This window comes from Jannaschia sp. Os4, from assembly GCF_016820245.1.
Taxonomy (GTDB): Bacteria; Pseudomonadota; Alphaproteobacteria; order Rhodobacterales; family Rhodobacteraceae; genus Jannaschia.
The window spans coordinates 174,927-192,086 of sequence record NZ_JAFCAR010000003.1 but is presented as its reverse complement, the minus strand read 5'-3'; the positions used below and the strand labels follow the sequence as shown (position 1 = coordinate 192,086).

General features: G+C 74.8%; 15 protein-coding genes. 9 read left to right on the top strand and 6 right to left on the bottom strand.

Annotation, left to right across the window (positions count from 1 at the left end; translation table 11 throughout):
* Positions 1-231: 231 nt before the first annotated feature.
* Both ahcY and JQC91_RS05925 read right to left on the bottom strand, forming a co-directional pair.
* Positions 232-1,614: an adenosylhomocysteinase gene (gene ahcY, locus JQC91_RS05930; protein WP_203285895.1), complete on the bottom strand. Its 1,383-nt coding sequence runs from the start codon at positions 1,612-1,614 to the stop codon at positions 232-234.
* A gap of 76 nt (positions 1,615-1,690) precedes the next feature.
* Positions 1,691-1,993: a hypothetical protein gene (locus tag JQC91_RS05925; protein ID WP_203285894.1), complete on the bottom strand. Its 303-nt coding sequence runs from the start codon at positions 1,991-1,993 to the stop codon at positions 1,691-1,693.
* Positions 1,994-2,132: 139 nt separating this feature from the next.
* Between JQC91_RS05925 and JQC91_RS05920 the strand changes: the two genes are divergently transcribed.
* Positions 2,133-2,756 (top strand): HD family hydrolase, encoded by a 624-nt coding sequence (locus tag JQC91_RS05920; protein WP_203285893.1) that lies wholly within the window; start codon positions 2,133-2,135, stop codon positions 2,754-2,756.
* On the opposite strand, the gene JQC91_RS05915 is transcribed toward JQC91_RS05920, so the two are convergent.
* A complete protein-coding gene (locus JQC91_RS05915) occupies positions 2,753-4,213 on the bottom strand; it encodes a PAS domain-containing protein (RefSeq protein WP_203285892.1) in 1,461 nt (486 codons plus the stop codon). The two genes, JQC91_RS05920 and JQC91_RS05915, sit on opposite strands and share 4 nt — an antisense overlap.
* A gap of 246 nt (positions 4,214-4,459) precedes the next feature.
* Between JQC91_RS05915 and JQC91_RS05910 the strand changes: the two genes are divergently transcribed.
* Positions 4,460-4,936 (top strand): GNAT family N-acetyltransferase, encoded by a 477-nt coding sequence (locus JQC91_RS05910; protein WP_203285891.1) that lies wholly within the window; start codon positions 4,460-4,462, stop codon positions 4,934-4,936.
* A 6-nt stretch (positions 4,937-4,942) separates the two neighbouring features.
* Here JQC91_RS05910 and JQC91_RS05905 read toward each other — a convergent pair whose 3' ends face one another.
* Positions 4,943-5,086 carry a hypothetical protein gene (locus tag JQC91_RS05905; protein WP_203285890.1) on the bottom strand — a complete coding sequence of 48 codons (144 nt, stop codon included), beginning with the start codon at positions 5,084-5,086 and terminating at the stop codon, positions 4,943-4,945.
* A gap of 137 nt (positions 5,087-5,223) precedes the next feature.
* Between JQC91_RS05905 and JQC91_RS05900 the strand changes: the two genes are divergently transcribed.
* On the top strand, positions 5,224-6,111 hold the full coding sequence (locus tag JQC91_RS05900) for a LysR family transcriptional regulator (RefSeq protein WP_203285889.1): 888 nt from the start codon (positions 5,224-5,226) through the stop codon (positions 6,109-6,111).
* Here JQC91_RS05900 and JQC91_RS05895 read toward each other — a convergent pair.
* On the bottom strand, positions 6,108-6,434 hold the full coding sequence (locus JQC91_RS05895; RefSeq protein WP_203285888.1) for a hypothetical protein: 327 nt from the start codon (positions 6,432-6,434) through the stop codon (positions 6,108-6,110). The genes JQC91_RS05900 and JQC91_RS05895 overlap by 4 nt on opposite strands.
* Positions 6,431-6,985, bottom strand: coding sequence for an ActR/PrrA/RegA family redox response regulator transcription factor (locus JQC91_RS05890; protein ID WP_203285887.1), 555 nt, complete (start codon positions 6,983-6,985; stop codon positions 6,431-6,433). Before JQC91_RS05890 ends, JQC91_RS05895 begins: the two co-directional genes overlap by 4 nt.
* Before the next feature lie 137 nt (positions 6,986-7,122).
* On the opposite strand from JQC91_RS05890, the gene JQC91_RS05885 reads away from it, so the two are divergent.
* From JQC91_RS05885 to addA, 6 genes are read left to right on the top strand one after another with little or no spacing between them, the layout of a single operon-like run.
* On the top strand, positions 7,123-8,517 hold the full coding sequence (locus JQC91_RS05885; protein ID WP_203285886.1) for an ActS/PrrB/RegB family redox-sensitive histidine kinase: 1,395 nt from the start codon (positions 7,123-7,125) through the stop codon (positions 8,515-8,517).
* 49 nt (positions 8,518-8,566) lie between these two features.
* Positions 8,567-9,019: a tRNA (adenosine(37)-N6)-threonylcarbamoyltransferase complex ATPase subunit type 1 TsaE gene (gene tsaE / locus JQC91_RS05880; RefSeq protein ID WP_203285885.1), complete on the top strand. Its 453-nt coding sequence runs from the start codon at positions 8,567-8,569 to the stop codon at positions 9,017-9,019.
* Positions 9,016-10,038, top strand: coding sequence for a phosphotransferase (locus JQC91_RS05875; RefSeq protein WP_203285884.1), 1,023 nt, complete (start codon positions 9,016-9,018; stop codon positions 10,036-10,038). Before tsaE ends, JQC91_RS05875 begins: the two co-directional genes overlap by 4 nt.
* Positions 10,035-10,694: a nucleotidyltransferase family protein gene (locus JQC91_RS05870; RefSeq protein WP_203285883.1), complete on the top strand. Its 660-nt coding sequence runs from the start codon at positions 10,035-10,037 to the stop codon at positions 10,692-10,694. Before JQC91_RS05875 ends, JQC91_RS05870 begins: the two co-directional genes overlap by 4 nt.
* Entirely contained in the window at positions 10,691-13,636 is a 2,946-nt protein-coding gene (gene addB / locus JQC91_RS05865) for a double-strand break repair protein AddB (protein ID WP_203285882.1), read from the top strand. Before JQC91_RS05870 ends, addB begins: the two co-directional genes overlap by 4 nt.
* Positions 13,633-17,124, top strand: coding sequence for a double-strand break repair helicase AddA (gene addA / locus JQC91_RS05860; RefSeq protein ID WP_343069912.1), 3,492 nt, complete (start codon positions 13,633-13,635; stop codon positions 17,122-17,124). Before addB ends, addA begins: the two co-directional genes overlap by 4 nt.
* Positions 17,125-17,160 lie beyond the last annotated feature (36 nt).

Below are 17,160 nucleotides of genomic sequence, written 5' to 3'. Positions count from 1 at the left end.
GTGCGTTCTGCCCATCAACCTCCGGGAGACCGTCGTCCCGCGCCGCGCAACCCGCACAACATGTGCCCATCGGGGCTACCCGCGGTGGTCGCCGGGAGATGGGGGTGAAGGCGAACGTCGCCGCATGGCTCCTCGACGCGGCGGCACTGCCCCCGTTGCCCTCCGCCGCTCCTGACGCGACGGGGCGCGCCTCGTCGAAGGCGCGCCCCGTCCACGACCCCCGGGGGCCGCTCAGTAGCGGTAGTGCTCCGGCTTGAACGGCCCGTCCTGCGGCACCCCGATGTAGTCGGCCTGCGCCTTGTCCAGCTTGGTCAGCTTCGCGCCCACCTTGGCGAGGTGCAGCGCCGCGACCTTCTCGTCGAGATGCTTGGGCAGGATGTAGACGCCGGGCCCGTAGTCGTCGCCCTTCGTCCACAGCTCGATCTGCGCGAGCACTTGGTTCGTGAACGAAGCCGACATCACGAAGGACGGGTGCCCCGTCGCGTTCCCGAGGTTCAGCAGGCGCCCCTCCGACAGCAGGATGATCCGGTTGCCCGAGGGCATCTCGATCATGTCCACCTGCTCCTTCACGTTCGTCCACTTGTGGTTGCGCAGGTTCGCCACTTGGATCTCGTTGTCGAAATGGCCGATGTTGCCCACGATCGCCATGTCCTTCATCCCGCGCATGTGCTCGATGCGGATGACGTCCTTGTTGCCCGTCGTCGTGATGAAGATGTCCGCGTCGAGGCTCTCCTCCAGCAGCACGACCTCGAAGCCGTCCATCGCCGCCTGCAGCGCGCAGATCGGATCGGCCTCCGTCACCTTCACCCGCGCCCCCGCGCCCGCCAGCGAGGCGGCCGAGCCCTTGCCGACGTCGCCGTAGCCGCACACGACCGCGACCTTGCCGGCCATCATCGTGTCCGTCGCCCGCCGGATGCCGTCCACGAGGGACTCCTTGCACCCGTACTTGTTGTCGAACTTCGACTTCGTGACGCTGTCGTTCACGTTGATCGCCGGGAAGGGCAGCAGGTCCTTCCGGTGCAGGTCGTAGAGGCGGTGGACGCCCGTCGTCGTCTCCTCCGACACGCCCACGATCTGGTCCCGGACCTTCGTGAACCAGCCGGGCGAGGCCTCCATCCGGCGCTTGATCTGCGCCTTGATGACCTCCTCCTCCTCGGACTGCGGGACGGGGATCACGTCCTCCCCCGCCTCCGCCCGCGCGCCCAGCAGCACGTAGAGCGTCGCGTCGCCGCCGTCGTCGAGGATCAGGTTCGGCCCGTCCGCGAACTGGAACGAGCGGTCGAGGTAGTCCCAGTGCTCCTCCAGCGTCTGGCCCTTCACGGCGAAGACCGGCACGCCCGCCTCCGCGATGGCCGCGGCGGCGTGGTCCTGGGTCGAGAAGATGTTGCACGAGGCCCAACGCACGTCCGCGCCCAGCGCGGTCAGCGTCTCGATCAGCACCGCCGTCTGGATCGTCATGTGAAGCGAACCCACGATCCGCGCGCCCTTGAGCGGCCGGCTGGCGCCGAACTCCTCGCGCGAGGCCATGAGGCCCGGCATCTCGGTCTCGGCGATCTCGATCTCCTTGCGCCCGTAGGCGGCGAGGGAGAGGTCCTTGACGACGTGGTCGGTCATTGGGCGGCTCCGGTCTGGGTCGAGCGGCGCCTACCAGCGGGCCGCGCGCGCCTCAATGGCGCGGGCCACCGCGCCCTCAGGCGGGCTGGCCCGAGACCTTCTCGGAGGCGAGCGCCTTCCGCCAGTCCGTCCCGGCGGCCATGATGCAGGACATGCCGTCCGCGCGGGTCATGAGGATGGTCCACGTCCCCTCCTCCTCGGAGATCCACACCTCGTAGACCGCGTCCTCGCCCTGCAGGCCGCCGCCGCCGAAGCTCTCGCCGTAGCTGAGGTTCAGGCGCTCGGTCACGATGTCGCGGGGGGCGCATTGCTGGGCTTGGGCCGCGCCGGCGACCATGGAGAGGCCCAAGGCGAGGGCGGCGAGGGGGGCTCTGGACATCGGACACACTCCGTCACTGGGTGCGCCGACCGGCGGGGGCCGGACGGGGCACCGGGTTCACGTTCCTCCCGGCATGGGCCCCCAACACGACCGGCGGGATTTGGTTGCACATCCGGATGCCGCACCCGATCACGGCCGCATGAGCGCTTCGTCCAGATCCCCCAAGCGCGCGCCGCGCGCATGGCAGCGGATGCTCTCCGGGCGCCGCCTCGACCTGCTCGACCCGACGCCGCTCGACATCGAGATCGAGGACATCGCCCACGGCCTCGCCTTCGTCGCGCGCTGGAACGGCCAGACCCGCGGCGACTGGCCCTACTCCGTGGCCGAACACTCCCTGCTCGTGGACGACATCCTGTGCCGCCTCGGCCCGGCGACCGCGCCCGAGCGGCTGGCCGCGCTGCTCCACGACGCGCCCGAATACGTGATCGGGGACATGATCTCGCCGGTGAAGGCCGCCGTCGGCCCCGGCTACGGCAAGCTCGACGACCGGCTGCAGGAGGCGATCCACATCCGCTTCGGCCTCCCCGCCCGCACCTCGCCCCCCTTGAAGAGGCGCATCAAGAAGGCCGACCGGATCTCCGCGTGGCTCGAGGCGGTCCACATCGCGGGCTTCGAGATCCACGAGGCGAACCGCTTCTTCGGTTCGCCCGACCCCGCGGCCATCGAGGGCCTGTCGCTCACGCTGCGCCCTCCGGCCGAGGCCCGGGCCGCGTATCTCGATCGCCACGCGGCGCTGCTCGCCGCTTGCGACGCCCGCGGCTAGGCAGGCAGCACCAGCCGGACCACGTAGCGCCCGTCGCGGGTCTCGGCCTCGGGCGTGGCACCGAGCGTCCCCGCCACCTGCCGGACCAGCGCCGACCCCACCTGCGTCGAGGCGAACGCCTCCAACGGGCGCTCGGCCTCGATCCGGTTCGCGACGACGATCTCCGTCCCCCCGGCGGCGGGCCGGACCGTCACCGCGATGTCCGCGTCCCCGCCCGCGTCCATCCCGTACTTCAGCGCGTTGGTCAGCAACTCGTTGAGCACGATCCCGAGGCTCACCGCCCGGTCGCTGTCGAGCCTCCGGTCCGCCCCCTCGTGGGCCAGCCGCAGCTGCCCCTCCGCCAGCCCCGCGCTCGCCCGCGTCTGCACCGCGAGCCCCTCGACCAAGGCGTGCAGCGACACGTCCGTCCGGTCCCCGTCGAGCTGCATCAGGCCGTGCGCCGACGAGATCGCCGTCAGCCGCGCCTCGAGGGCCGCGAGGACCGCGTCCGCGTCCCCGCCCGCCGCACGCGCGAGGCCACGCCGCTCCAGACGCAGCATCGCGAGCGCGATGGCCAGCGAGTTCTTGATGCGGTGGTTCGCCTCCCTGACCAGCGCCCGCCGCAGCTCTAGCTCGCGCTGCAGCTGCCGTCGGTCCGCCTCGATGTCGGTCAGGTCGATGAACGTCCCCACGAGCTTCTCGCGCCGGTCGTCGGGGTCGACCGCGATCTCCGCGCGGATGCGGAGATACCGCTCCGTCCCGTCCGCCTGCGGCACCCGGTAGTCGAAGGCGGCGACCTCGCCGCGGGGGGCCGCGAAGACGCGCGCCACCTCGGCCTGCACCCCCGCGAGGTCGTCGGGATGGACCCGCGCGAAGAAGGGCCCCGCCATCGGTCCCGCCTCGCCCGGCGCGAAGCCGAACATCTCGTCCACCGCCGCCGTCCGCTCGAACCGGTCCGTCTCCGGGTCGTAGGCGAACTGGCTCACCCCCGCCGCGGTCGCCGCCGCCCGGCGCAGGGTCGCCGCCATGCGCCGGTCCAGCACCGCCTCGGTCACGTCGCGGGCCACCTGCAGGACCGCGACCAGCGCGCCCGCCTCGACGACGGGGGACATCTGCATCTGCCAGTGGTGCTCCGCGTAGGTGCCGTCCGGTCCGAGCAGGTCGTAGCGATACGGGCCGATCTCCACGGTCCCGCGGGTCTCGCGGATCGTCGCGACCGCGTCGCGGATCGCCTGCATCGCCGCCGCGCCCCCCTCGTCCACGCCCGGCGGGAAGGCCTCGAACATGCCGCGCCCCTCGACCTCCCTCCCGATGGAGCCCGACATCCGGGCATGGGCCGCGTTCCGCCAGATCAGGGTGAGATCCGCGTCGGGACGGAACAGCAGGGCGGCGAACGGGGCCTGCGCCAGCGCGCTGGCGAGGGTCGGGACGGGGGACTCCGTCCGGGGTTCGGCGACGCGGGCCGGATCAGGGGACACGATCGGCAGCTCCCATGGGCCGCCCGGGGCGGACGGCGCGGCGCCTATGCCACGTCGGCCCGCACCCCGCCATTCCTTCCCGGACGCCCCCCCCGGTCGACGGCGGATTTGCGAGAATGCGGGGTCGTGCGCGCCGGACCCCGCCGCCGATCCCGCCCGGGCCGCGTCCGCAGGCGGGCCGCCGGCGCCGTCCTTCGATGTCACCTCAGCTTGACCGTCCGCCCGGTCCGGGCGACCCCTCGCGCCATGCCCGACTCGCCCCTCCACACCCGCCCCGCCGCGCCGTGGGACGCCGGCGCGATGGCGCTGCTCCTGCGCGAGATCATCGGGATCGGCGGCACGACCGCGCTGGAGGATCCGCCCTCCGGCGCCGACCTGCGCGCTTGGATGGACACGCCCGGCAGCCTCTGGTCCGTCGCCGAGCGGGACGGGGAGGTCGTGGGCTTCCAGTGGGTCGAGCCGCATCCGGACCTGCCGGAGGGGGCGCTCGACATCTCCACCTTCGTCTCCCCCGCCGTGCAGGGGGTCGGGGTGGGATCGGCCCTCTTCGCGGCGACCGTGGCCGCCGCGCGCGGGGCGGGCGCCGCGTGGATCAACGCCACGATCCTCGCGCGGAACGGGGGCGGACGGGCCTACTACCGGTCGCGCGGCTTCGAGACCTACGCCATCACCCCCGGCCGCGACGGCCGGGGCGACACGCTCTCGAAGCGCTACGACCTCTGAGGCGGATCAGTAGGTCCCGACCCGCGAGTGCCAGCCGCGCAGGTCGCCGGTCTCGCGGAACTGCGAGGGGGAGCGGCGCGGGAAGGGTGCGGAGGCCGGGCGGCGGGCGAGGCCCGCGCCGAGGAGGAAGTCGGCGATGGAAGCGAGCATGGGAGGGTGCTCCTTGCTGGAGGACGCGGCGCGGGCCGCTCGGGGATGGACCGCACCTAGGGACGGCGGGCGCGCCGCACCAATCCGAACCATTCGCAAGTTGTAACCTCACCTGACATCCGACATATGCCCATCCGATGGACTGGCGCGACATCCCCTCCCTTTCGGCCCTCCGCGCCTTCGAGGCGGCGGCCCGGCTGGGCAGCCTGTCGGCGGCGGCGCGGGAGCTGAACGTCACCCACGCCGCCATCGCCGCCCACGTCCGCAGCCTCGAGGACTTCTTCTCGACCCACCTGATGCACCGCTCCGGGCAGGGCATGGCCGTCAGCCGGGACGGAGCTGTGCTGGCGCAGGGTCTCACGGAGGGCTTCGGGGCGCTCGGCGCCGCGTGCCGGGACCTGATCGACCGCAACCGCGACCGGCCCTTGGCCGTCACCACGACCCCCTCCTTCGCGGAGAACTGGCTGATGCCGCGGATCGGCTCGTTTTGGGAGGCGCACCCGGAGATCAGCGTCTCGATCGCGCCCACGGGCAACGTCACCGACCTGCGCCGCGACGGCTACGACCTCGCGATACGCTACGGCGACGGCACCGGCTGGGCGGGGGTGGAGGCCGAGCCGCTGCTGACGGGCGACCTCGTCGTGGTGGGCGATGCGCGCGCCGCCCGGCGCCTGCGCGGCGCCTCGGTCGAGGCGCTGCGGCGGGAGTGGTGGCTGATGGACATCCACCGGGCGGAGGAGGCGTATCTCGCCGCCCACCTGGGCGTGCCGGAAGCCGACCTGAAGGTCCGGTCCGTCGCCACCAACGGGCTCGTGCTGTCGGCGGCGCGCGGGGGACTCGGCCTCGCGCTGCAGACCCGGCTGCTCGTGTCCGACGCGCTGGAGGCGGGACGCCTCCACGTGGTGGCGGAGCTGGACCTGCCCGGCGTGGGCTACTACCTCGCGCACCGCCCCGGCGCTGCGCCGCCGGGCCTGCCGCCGTTCGAGAGATGGCTCAAGCGCGCCGTGCGCGCGGACGCCGCCTAGGCGCAGGCCCGGCCCGCAGTGGCACCGCCCCGCTGCCAGCCGACGAACGTCCCCCGCTCGAACACCAGCACGAGGTCGCCCAGCGCCTGCCCCTCGCGCGGCCCGCAGGCGACCGCCCGCGGCGCCTCGCCCGCGATGCGCGCGGCCGTCGCGAGCGCGCCGTCGCGATCCCGCCCGAACCCGATCTGGCGACCGCCCGACCCCGACACGTCCAGCCCGTCCGGCGCCGGCACGAGGGCCAGCCCCGCCACGGAGGAGGGGCCCGATCCGGACGAGGAGGCGACGCAGCCGGCGAGCACGAGGGCGGCGAGGGCCGCCCTCAACGGGGGGAGCGCTTGGCGAGGATGCGCTGCAGGGTGCGCCGGTGCATCGACAGGCGCCGCGCCGTCTCGGAGACGTTCCGGTCGCACTGCTCGAACACGCGCTGGATGTGCTCCCAGCGGACGCGGTCGGCGCTCATGGGGTTCTCCGGCGGCGGCGGCAGCTCATCCCCGTTCGACAGCAGCGCGGCCGTGACGTCGTCGGCGTCGGCCGGCTTCGAGAGGTAGTCGGTCGCCCCGATCTTCACGGCGGCCACGGCGGTGGCGATGGCCCCGTAGCCCGTCAGGACGACGATCTTGGCGTCGGGCCGCCGCTCGCGAAGGCGCTCCACGACGTCCAAGCCGTTGCCGTCCTCCAGCCGCAGGTCGACCACCGCGTAGGCGGGCGGGTTCGCGCCGGCCCGCGCCATCCCCTCGCTCACCGACAGCACGGCCTCGACGGTGAAGCCGCGCTTCTCCATCGCCCGCGCCAGGCGGCGCAGGAACGGCTCGTCGTCGTCGACGATGAGGAGGGACGGGTCGGACCCGATCTCCTGCAGACCCCGGTTCTCCATGGGGCGGACTCCTCGAAACGCGGGACCGGTCGCTGCCCCGCACGCGAAACATAGTTACCGCGAGGAACCGGTCAAACCCGCGCCGCGTCCCCCGCCCCCGGCTTGCGCCGCGCGCGCCCGCGCCGCAGACCGAGCCCATGGCCGCCCCCGCCGACATCGCGCCCGTCCAGACGACGGCGACCGCCGCCGACCTGCCGCCCGAGCGCGGCGCGCGGGTCCGCCTCGCCACGCTGGTCAACCTGCGCTGGCTCGCGGTGCTCGGCCAGACGGCCACGCTGGTCGGCGCCTCGCTGACGCTGTCGCTGTCGCTGGAGCTCGGGCTCTGCTTCGTCGTGGTGGGCCTGCTCGCCTTGGCCAACCTGTCCGCCACCGTCCGGCACCCGAGCGGCCATCGCCTGACGGAGCGCGAGGCGCTGGCCTTCGTGCTCATCGACCTCGGGCAGCTGACGGCGCTGCTCTACCTGACGGGCGGCCTCGACAACCCGTTCGCCCTGCTCTTCATGGCGCCGGTCACGGTGTCGGCTACGGTCCTGTCGCTGCGCTCCACGGCGCTGGTCGGGGTGCTGGCCCTCGTCGCGATCACGCTGCTCGCCGGCTACCACCTGCCGTTGGTGCTGGAGGACGGGACCGAACTCGCCCTGCCCCGCCTGTTCCTGATCGGCTTCTGGGCGGCCATCGTGGTGGGCACGCTCTTCCTCGGGGGCCTCGCATGGCGCCTGACGCTCGAGACGAACCGCATGTCGGCCGCGCTGCTCGCCACCCAAGCGGCGCTGGCGCGGGAGCAGAAGCTCCACGACCTCGGCGGCGTCGTCGCGGCGGCGGCGCACGAGCTCGGCACGCCGCTGGCCACAATCAAGCTCACCGCCGGCGAACTGCGCGACGAGGTGGCCGAGGCCCTTCCCGACCGGCCCGACCTGTCCGAGGACGTGGCGCTGATCGCCTCGCAGGCGGACCGCTGCCGCGACATCATGCGGTCGATGGGGCAGGCCGGGAAGGACGACCTGATGATGCGCAGCGCCCCCTTGGAGGCCGTGCTGCGCGAGGCCGCCGCGCCCCACGCGGACCGCGGGGTGGCCATCGCCTTCGAGGCCTTCACCCTCGGCGCCGCGGCGGAGGCCGCCAGCGACGCCGTGCCGCCCGACATCCACCGCTCGCCCGAGGTGATCCATGGCCTGCGCAACCTGATCCAGAACGCCGTCGATCACGCCCGCACCCGCGTGCTGGTCGAGATGGCGTGGTCGGACAGGGTCGTGCGCGTCCGCGTCCTCGACGACGGGCCCGGCTACCCGATCGAGATGATGGGGCGGCTCGGCGACCCCTTCCTGCGGCGGCCGCGGCCCAAGGACGGGATGGGCCTCGGGCTGTTCATCGCAAAGACCCTGCTGGCGCGCACCGGGGCCACGGTCCGCTTCCGCAACGCGACCCGGCGGCGGCAGGGCCGCGCGATGGGCGCGGTGGCCGAGGTGACTTGGCCGCGCACGGCCATCGTCGCCGGGCGCGGGGCCTTGGGCGAGAACATGCGCGTGATGTGAGCGATCCGGTTGCGGGTCGCCCGGACGGGCGGTTAGCTGCGCGCACGGGATGAGGGAACGGGACGTGAACGAAGTGGTGGACCTGCCGGACGCGGACGCGACCGCCGCCTTGGGCGCTCGGCTGGCCGACGGCCTGCGCCCCGGCGACGCGGTGACGCTGCGCGGCGGGCTGGGCATGGGCAAGACGCATCTGGCCCGGGCCTGCATCCACGCGCTGCAGCGCAGCGCGGGGACCGCCCCGGAGGAGGTGCCCTCCCCGACCTTCACCCTCGTGCAGACCTACGAGGTGGGCGGGACGGAGGTCTGGCATCTGGACCTCTACCGCCTCGCCACGCCCGACGAGGCGTGGGAACTGGGGCTGGAGGAGGCACTGGAGCGGGCGATCTGCCTGATCGAATGGCCCGAACGGCTGGGCGAGGCGATCCCCGCGCTCGACGTCGCCTTAGAGCGCTCGGGCGACGGGCGCCGCGCCACGCTGACCGACCGGAGGAGGGCCGCATGAGCCGCGCAGACGCCATCGACGCCTTCCTGGCGGAGGCCGGGTGGGGCGGCGCGCGCCGCCACCGCATGACCGGCGACGCCTCGCTGCGCCGCTACGAGCGGCTGGAGCGCGCCGGGGCGCGCGCGATCCTCATGGACGCCCCGCCCGCGACGGGCGAGGACGTCCGACCCTTCGTCCGGCTGGCCCGCCACCTGAGCGGCGCGGGACTGTCGGCGCCCGCGATCATGGCGGCGGACGAGGCGGCGGGCCTGCTCCTGCTCGAGGATCTGGGCGACGACCTGCTCGCCGCGGCCTCCGCCGCCGATCCCGGCGCGGAGTTGGACCTCTACGCCGCCGCGGCGCGCACGCTGGCGGCGATGCAGGCGGCGCCGCGGCCGGACGGGCTCGCCCCCTACGCGGCGGCGATGCCCGACCTCGCGGCCACCGTGGTCGACTGGTACGCCCCCGAACTCCGCGACCGCCGCGACGCCGTCGAGGCGGCCATGGCGGCGGCGCTGGACGCGATGCCGCCCGGCCCGGAGGTGATGGTCCACCGCGACTACCATGCCGAGAACCTGCTCTGGCTCCCGAAGCGCGAGGGCCCGGCGCGGATCGGCCTGCTCGACTTCCAGGACGCGATGACCGGCCCGGCGGAGTACGACCTCGCCTCGCTGATCCACGACCCCCGCCGCGCCGTCTCGCCCGCCGCGCAGGAGGCCGCGGTCGTGGCGTGGCGCGACCGGACCGGCGCGGGCGCCGCGCCCACCGCGCACCGCATCGCGGTCACCTCCGCGCAGCGGAGCCTGCGCATCCTCGGGCGGGTGTTCACCCGCCTCTGCCTGAACGCCGGGCGCGACGGATACCTCCGCTTCATCCCGCCCACGTGGGAGCACCTGCAGCGCGAACTCCGCCACCCCGCGCTGGCCGGGGTCGCCGCCGCGCTCGACGGGCTCCCCGCGCCTACCGAGGCCCGCCTCGCCGCCATCCGCGCCCATGCGGGCCGGTTCGCGGGGGCCGATCGGGCGGAGGCCTACGCATGATCGGCGGGGCGATGGTCTTCGCGGCCGGGCTCGGCACCCGGATGGCGCCGCTGACCGACACGCGGCCGAAGGCGCTGGTGGAGGTGGCGGGCCGTCCCCTCATCGACCACGCGCTCGACCAGGTGCCGGACGGCCCCACGGTCGTGAACCTGCACCACTTCGCGGACCAGCTGCGCGCCCATCTCGGCACCCGCGCCACCTTGGTCGAGGAGCCGGGCGCGCCGCTCGAGACCGGCGGCGGGCTGGCCAACGCGCGCGACCGGCTCGGCCCCGACCCGATCATGACGCTCAACTCCGACGCCGTCTGGACCGGGGCCCCCGCGCACGAGACGTTGGCGCGGGCGTGGCGCGACGACATGGAGGCGTTGCTCCTGCTCGTCCCCGCGACCCGGGCGACGGGCCACGCCGGCAGCGACTTCGAGATGCGCGGCACGGCGCTGGCCTTCGCTCCGGGCGGCTGGGTCTACACGGGCGCCGCGCTGATGCGGACCGACCGCTTGGCCCGGCACGGGGGCGCGTTCTCCCTGTCGCAGGTCTGGCGCGCGATGGCGGCCGACGGCACGCTCCACGGGGTCGTCCATCCCGGCGGCTGGGCCGACGTGGGCCGGCCCGTGAACATCACCTTGGCCGAGGCGATGCTGGCGGCGCCGCAGTGACGCTCTGCTACGAACCGCTCGGCGTCGACTTCTCGCGCGCCCTCGCCGCCGGGCTGCGCGCCCGGCTCGCCGGTCGGCCGCCCGAGGCGATGGCCCGCGTCACCGTGATCGTGAACACCGCGCGGATGGGCCGCCGGGTCGAGCAGCTGCTGTCGGAGCATGGCGCCGCCTTCCGGCCCCGGATCGTCATGGTCTCCGACGTCGCGCCCCTCATCCCGCGCGTCCCGCTCCCCTTCGCCGAGAGCGGGCTCGCCACGCGCCTGCGACTCACCCACCTCATCCACGCGCTCCTCGACCGCGACCCGTCGCTCGCCCCGCGCGCCGCCGCCTTCGAGATGGCGGGGACGCTCGCCGACCTGCTCGACGAGATGGAGGAGGAGGGCGTGGGCCTCGACGCGTTGGAGGCGCTCTCGACCGCCGACACCGCCACGCACTGGGAGCGATCGCTCACTTTCCTGCGGATCATCGCAGACCTCCACGCGGAGGCCGGGCCCTGCACCGGCTCGCGGCGCCAGTCCCGCGCGCTCGACGCGCTCGCCGCCGAATGGGAAGCGCGGCCTCCGCAGGACATGGTCGTCGTCGCCGGCTCCACCGCCTCGCGGGCGCCGACGCGGCGCCTGATGAAGATGGTCCTGCGCCTGCCCGACGGCCACGTCGTCCTGCCGGGCGTGGACCGGGACATGCCGGACCACGCGTGGGACGGCCTCCACGGGGAGGCCGAGGACCACCCCCAGATCCGCCACGCCAAGCTGCTGCACGCGATGGGCCGCGACCGGTCCGAACTGCGCCGCTGGTCCGACCTCCCCGCCGCCTGCCCGGAGCGCACCGCCTTGGCGAGCCTCGCGCTGCGCCCGCCCCCCGTGACGGACGCGTGGCGCGACGAGGGGCCCGCGCTGGCACCGACGCTCCCCGCCGCGACGGCGGGCGTCACCCTGCTGGAGGCCGACGGCCCGGGCGAGGAGGCGGAGGTGATCGCGCTGCGCCTGCGCGAGGCGGCGCAAGGGGAGCGGCGCGCCGCGCTCATCACGCCCGACCGGACGCTCTCGCGGCAGGTGACGGCCCATCTGGAACGCTGGGGCATCGCGCCCGACGACTCGGCGGGCCGTCCGCTCGACCTGTCGCCGCCGGGGCGCCTGATGCTGCAGGCCGCGCGGATGCGGGGGCGGACGCTGGAGGCGGCCGACCTCGTCGCGCTGCTCAAGCATCCGCTGGTGCACACGGCCGACCCCGCCCGCCGGGGCGAGCACCTGCGCCGCCTGCGCGCGGTCGAGATCGGGCACCTGCGCGGGCGGACCCCGTTCCCCACCGCGCCGGGCCTGCGGGCTTGGGCGCGCGAGGCGGGGCGGACGGACGACTGGTCCGAATGGCTGGCCGAGGTGGCGGGGCTGGTGGCCGAGGACGCGCGCGACCTGCCCCTCGCGGAGCACGCGTCCCGGCACCTCGCCCTGATGGAGATCCTCGGCGGCGGGAGCGACGAGGACGCGCGCGCCAAGCGACCGACCGGCGGCCTGTGGGACGAGATCGCGGGGCGGCAGGCGCGCGACCTGATCGTCGGGCTCATCCGCGACGCGGGAGGGTCGGACCTCGTGCTGTCGGGGCCGGACTACGCCCGGCTGATCTCGGATCTCCTCGCCTCCGAGCAGGTGCGCGATCCCTTGGGCGCGCATCCCCGCATCATGATCTGGGGCGCGCTGGAGAGCCGGGTGCAGGGGGCCGACCTCGTGATCCTCGGCGGGCTCAACGAAGGGACGTGGCCCGCCCTGCCCGGCCCCGACCCGTGGCTCAACAGGCCGATGCGGGCGGCGTGCGGGCTGCGTGCGCCGGAGCGGACGGTCGGCCTTTCGGCGCACGACTTCCAGCAGGCGCTCGGCGGGCCGGAGGTGTGGCTGACCCGCGCCAAGCGCGACGCCGAGTCGGAGACGGTGCCGTCGCGCTGGCTCAACCGCCTGACCAACCTGATGCGCGGGCTCGACGGCGGCGCGGCCGCGCTCGCCGCCATGACCGCGCGCGCCGCGCCGTGGCGCGCCGCCGCGCGTCGCCTCACCACGCCCGAGGCCCGGCACGTCCGCGACCGCGCCCCGCGCCCCGCGCCCGCGCCGCCCGTCGCGGCGCGGCCCGACGTGCTGCCGGTGACGGCGGTCGAGACGCTGATCCGCGACCCCTATGCCGTCTACGCGGCGCGCATCCTGCATCTCCGCCCGCTGCCCCCGCTGGCGCGCGACCCCGACCCCCTGATGCGGGGGACCGTGCTGCACGAGGCGCTCGAGACCTTCGCGAAGGCGACCGACGGCCCCCTGCCCGAGGACGCGCGCGACCTGCTACGCGCCCATCTCGACGAGGCCTTGCGGACCCACGTCCCGTGGCCGGCGACGCGGACGCTGTGGCATGGGCGGATCGGGCGGGTGGCGGACGACTTCCTCGCCGCCGAGCGCACGCGCCGCGCCCGCCACGCGCGCCGCTTGGCCGAGGTGAAGGGGCGGATGCCGATCGGGGACACGGGCGTGACTCTGACCGCCAAGGCCGACCGCATCGACCTGCCCGCCGACGGGCCGGAGGGCGGCGGCGCGGCGGCGCTGTTCGACTACAAGACGGGGGCACCCCCGTCCGAGAGGCAGATCGGCGTCTTCGCGCTCCAACTGCTGCTGGAGGGGCTGATCCTGGAGGAGGGCGGCTTCGAGGAGGTCGGTCGCCGCCCGGTGGACGCGATGACGTATCTCGGCCTCGGTCCGGCCTATGCCGAGCGCGCGGCCGGCACGGACAAGCTGGCCGAGACCCGCGCGCGCCTCGTCAGCCTGATCCGCGCCTATGCCGACCCCGCCAAGGGCTACGCGGCGCGGCGCGCCAACGAGCGCATGACGTTCGGCTCGGACTACGACCGCCTGTCGCGCTACGGCGAATGGCGCGAGACCTCGGAGCCGGAGACGCGGGAGGTGGGCCGGTGACCGAGGCCACGCCCTTCCCCGCGGGGGACGCCCGCCCCTCCGGCTTCGACGAGGCGACGTGGGCGCAGGTGCGGGCCGCGAATCCTGCCGCCTCCGTCTGGCTGGGGGCCAACGCCGGGTCCGGCAAGACGCGCGTGCTGACGGACCGGGTAGCGTGGCTGCTGCTCGACGGGACGCCGCCGGACCGCATCCTGTGCCTGACCTACACCAAGGCCGCGGCGGGCGAGATGCAGAACCGCCTGTTCCAGCGGCTCGGCGAGTGGGCGATGCTCGACGACGACGCCCTGCGCGCGGCGCTCCTCGGGCTGGGCGTCCGGCGCGGCACCGTCGAGACGGAGGAGCTGCGCCGCGCCCGCACCCTCTTCGCCCGCGCCATCGAGACGCCGGGCGGCCTGAAGATTCAGACGATCCACGCCTTCTGCGCGGGGCTGCTGCGCCGCTTCCCGCTGGAGGCCGGGGTGTCGCCCGCCTTCCGCGAGATGGACGACCTCGCGGGCGCGGCGATGCGGACGGCGATGCTCGACCGGATCGCCGAGGACGCGCCCGACGCGATGGCCGCGCTCGCCGCCCATGCCGCCGACGCCCGGATCGACTCCTTCGCCGCCGAGGCGGTGCGCCATGCCGAGGCGCTGGCCCATGGCGCCGACGAAGCCGCGATGCGCGCGTTCCTCGGCATCGACGACGCGGCGGAGGCGGCGGCGGTCCCCGACGCCGCCGACATGGCCCTTCTGGCGACCCTGCGCCCCCATGCCGAGGCCGCGACCACCAAGGCGATGCAGGCCTTCGCCTTCAAGCTCGCGGCCCTCGCCGCCGCGCCAGAGGAGACACGCTTCGACCTCTTGGCCGACGCGATCATGGTGCAGGACCGGTCCAAGCCCTCCTCCACCGTGGTCGGGGCCAAGGCGCTGAAGGAGGCCGACGGCGGCGCGCACCACGACGCGCTGCTCGATCTCGCCGCACGGGTGCAGGCGCGCGTCGACCGCCAGCGCGCCGACGCGAACCTCGCGCGGATGCGGGCGCTGCACGGCTTCGCGCCCGGCTTCCTCGCCCATGTCGCCGAAGAGAAGGCACGGCGCGGCTGGCTCGACTTCGACGACCAGATCCGCCTCGCCCGCCGCCTGCTCTGCGAGGATCCCGGCGTGGCGCAATGGGTGCTCCACAAGCTCGACGGCGGGATCGACCACGTCCTCGTGGACGAGGCGCAGGACACGTCGCCCAAGCAGTGGCGCCTCGTCCAAGCCCTGATCTCCGAGTTCGGGGCCGGCCTCGGCGCACGGGAGGACCTGCGCCGCACCCTCTTCGTGGTGGGAGACCGGAAGCAGTCGATCTTCTCGTTCCAAGGGGCCGACCCGGACGCGTTCGACGCCATGCGCCACGGGATCGGCGCCGCCTTGGAGGGCGGTCCCGCGCCGCTGCGCGACCACGCGCTCCTGCACTCCTTCCGCTCCGCGCCCGCCGTCCTGCGGCTGGTGGACGCCGTCGCGGCCGAGACGCCCGGCGTCGGCGCGCCGCCCGAGCACATCGCCTTCGCCGAGACCCTGCCGGGCCGCGTCGACCTCTGGCCGCCCTTCGAGGACGAGGAGGGCGTCGAGCAGGACTGGGGCGACCCCGTCGACGCGAGGGCGCCCGACGCGGGCGTCCCGCGCCTCGCCCGGGCGGTGGCGGCCCGCATCCACAAGATGCTCGCGGACGGGGAGCCGGTGGTCGAGAAGGGCGCCGCCCGCGCCATCGAGCCGGGCGACATCCTGATCCTGACCCGGTCGCGCGGCCCGCTCTTCCACGCGATCATCGCCGAGATTAAGCGCCTCGAGCTGCCCCTCGCGGGGGCCGACCGTGTGGCGCTCTCGGACGAGGTCGCGGTGCAGGACCTGCTCGCCGCGCTGCGCGTCGCGGCCACGCCGGAGGACGACCTGTCGCTGGCCGAGGTGCTGCGCTCGCCGCTCGCGGACGTGGACGAGGACGCGCTGTTCCGCCTCGCCCACCCCCGCGAGACGCGCCCCCTCGGCGAGGGCCGCGCGTGGCGTGCGCCGCTCTGGCGCGCGCTCCGGGACAGCGACGCCCACCCCCGCGAGACGGCGATGATCCGCGACCTCATGGACCACGCCGACTTCCTGCGCCCCTACGAGATGCTGCAGCGCATCCTGATCCGCCACGACGGGATGCGCCGCCTCATCGGGCGCTTGGGCGAGGAGGCGCGCGAGGGGATCGAGGTGCTGCTGCAGCAGGCCTTGGCCTTTGAGCAGTTGGAGGTGCCGTCGCTGACGGGCTTCCTCGAATGGCTCTCCGCCGCGCAGCCGGAGGTGAAGCGCCAGTCCGGCTCGGGCGCGATCCGCATCATGACGGTGCACGGGGCCAAGGGGCTGGAGGCGCCCGTCGTGATCCTGCCCGACACCCACGGACGCTGGAACAACACGCAGGACGACCTCGCCGCGGCCGAGGACGGCACGGTCGTCTGGATGCCCCCCAAGGCCGAGATGTCCCCCGCCCTCGCCGTGATCGACGAGGCGAGGCGCGCCCGCACCGAGGCCGAGCGCGACCGCCTGCTCTACGTGGCCCTGACCCGCGCGGCGCAGTGGCTGATCGTCGCGATGGCGGGCACGCCGCCCAAGCGCGCCGCGACGCCTTCGTGGTACGACCGCGTCGCCGGGGCGATGGCGACCGCCGATCCCTGCCCCGCGGGCGAGGGACCGCCGGGGACGCTGCGCATGGAGGAGGGGGACTGGTCCCGCCGCGACCCGTGGCGCGCGCCCGACGCCGACGCGGCGCTGCCGGATGGCTGCGAGGCATGGCTCGAGTCCGAGGCCCCCGCGGCCCCGCCGCTGCCCGAGACGCTCGCGCCCTCGGACCTCGGCGGGGCCAAGGCGCTGGCCGGGGAGCATCTCGACGCCTTCGACCGCGACGACGCGATGGCGCGGGGCACCCGCGTCCACCTCCTGCTGGAGCATCTGCCCGGCGTGCCGGCAGAGGGCCGCGCGTCCGTGGCCGCGACCGTCCTCGCGCGCGAGGGCTGGGCGGACCCGCTCGACGTGGAGGACGCCTTGGACGAGGCCGCCGCCTGCCTCGACGCGCCCGGGCTGGCCTGGGTCTTCGCGGACGGAACCTTGGCCGAGGCGCCCTTCGTCCTGCCGCCCGAGGGGGATCGCCCCGAGGTCTCCGGCACGATGGACCGCGTGGTCGTCTCGGACGAGGAGGTCTGGGCCGTCGATCACAAGACCAACGCCGAGATCCCCGCCACGCCCGAGGACGTGCCCGAGGGCCTGCTGCGCCAGCTCGGCGCCTATGCCGCCGCCCTCGGCGCGATCTACCCGGACCGGGCCGTGCGCGTGGCGATCCTCTGGACCGCCGAGGCGCGGCTGATGGAGGTGCCCCGCCCCGTGGTGGACGCCGCGTGGGCGCGGGCGACGTCGCGGAAGCGTGCGCGGGCGCAGGCCCTCCGCGCGGCCTCCGGGGCGGGGGACGCCATTGACCCCCCCGCGCCCGCTTCCTAGGTTCGCCCTCCCCCCACGCGCCCCGGCGCACGCAGG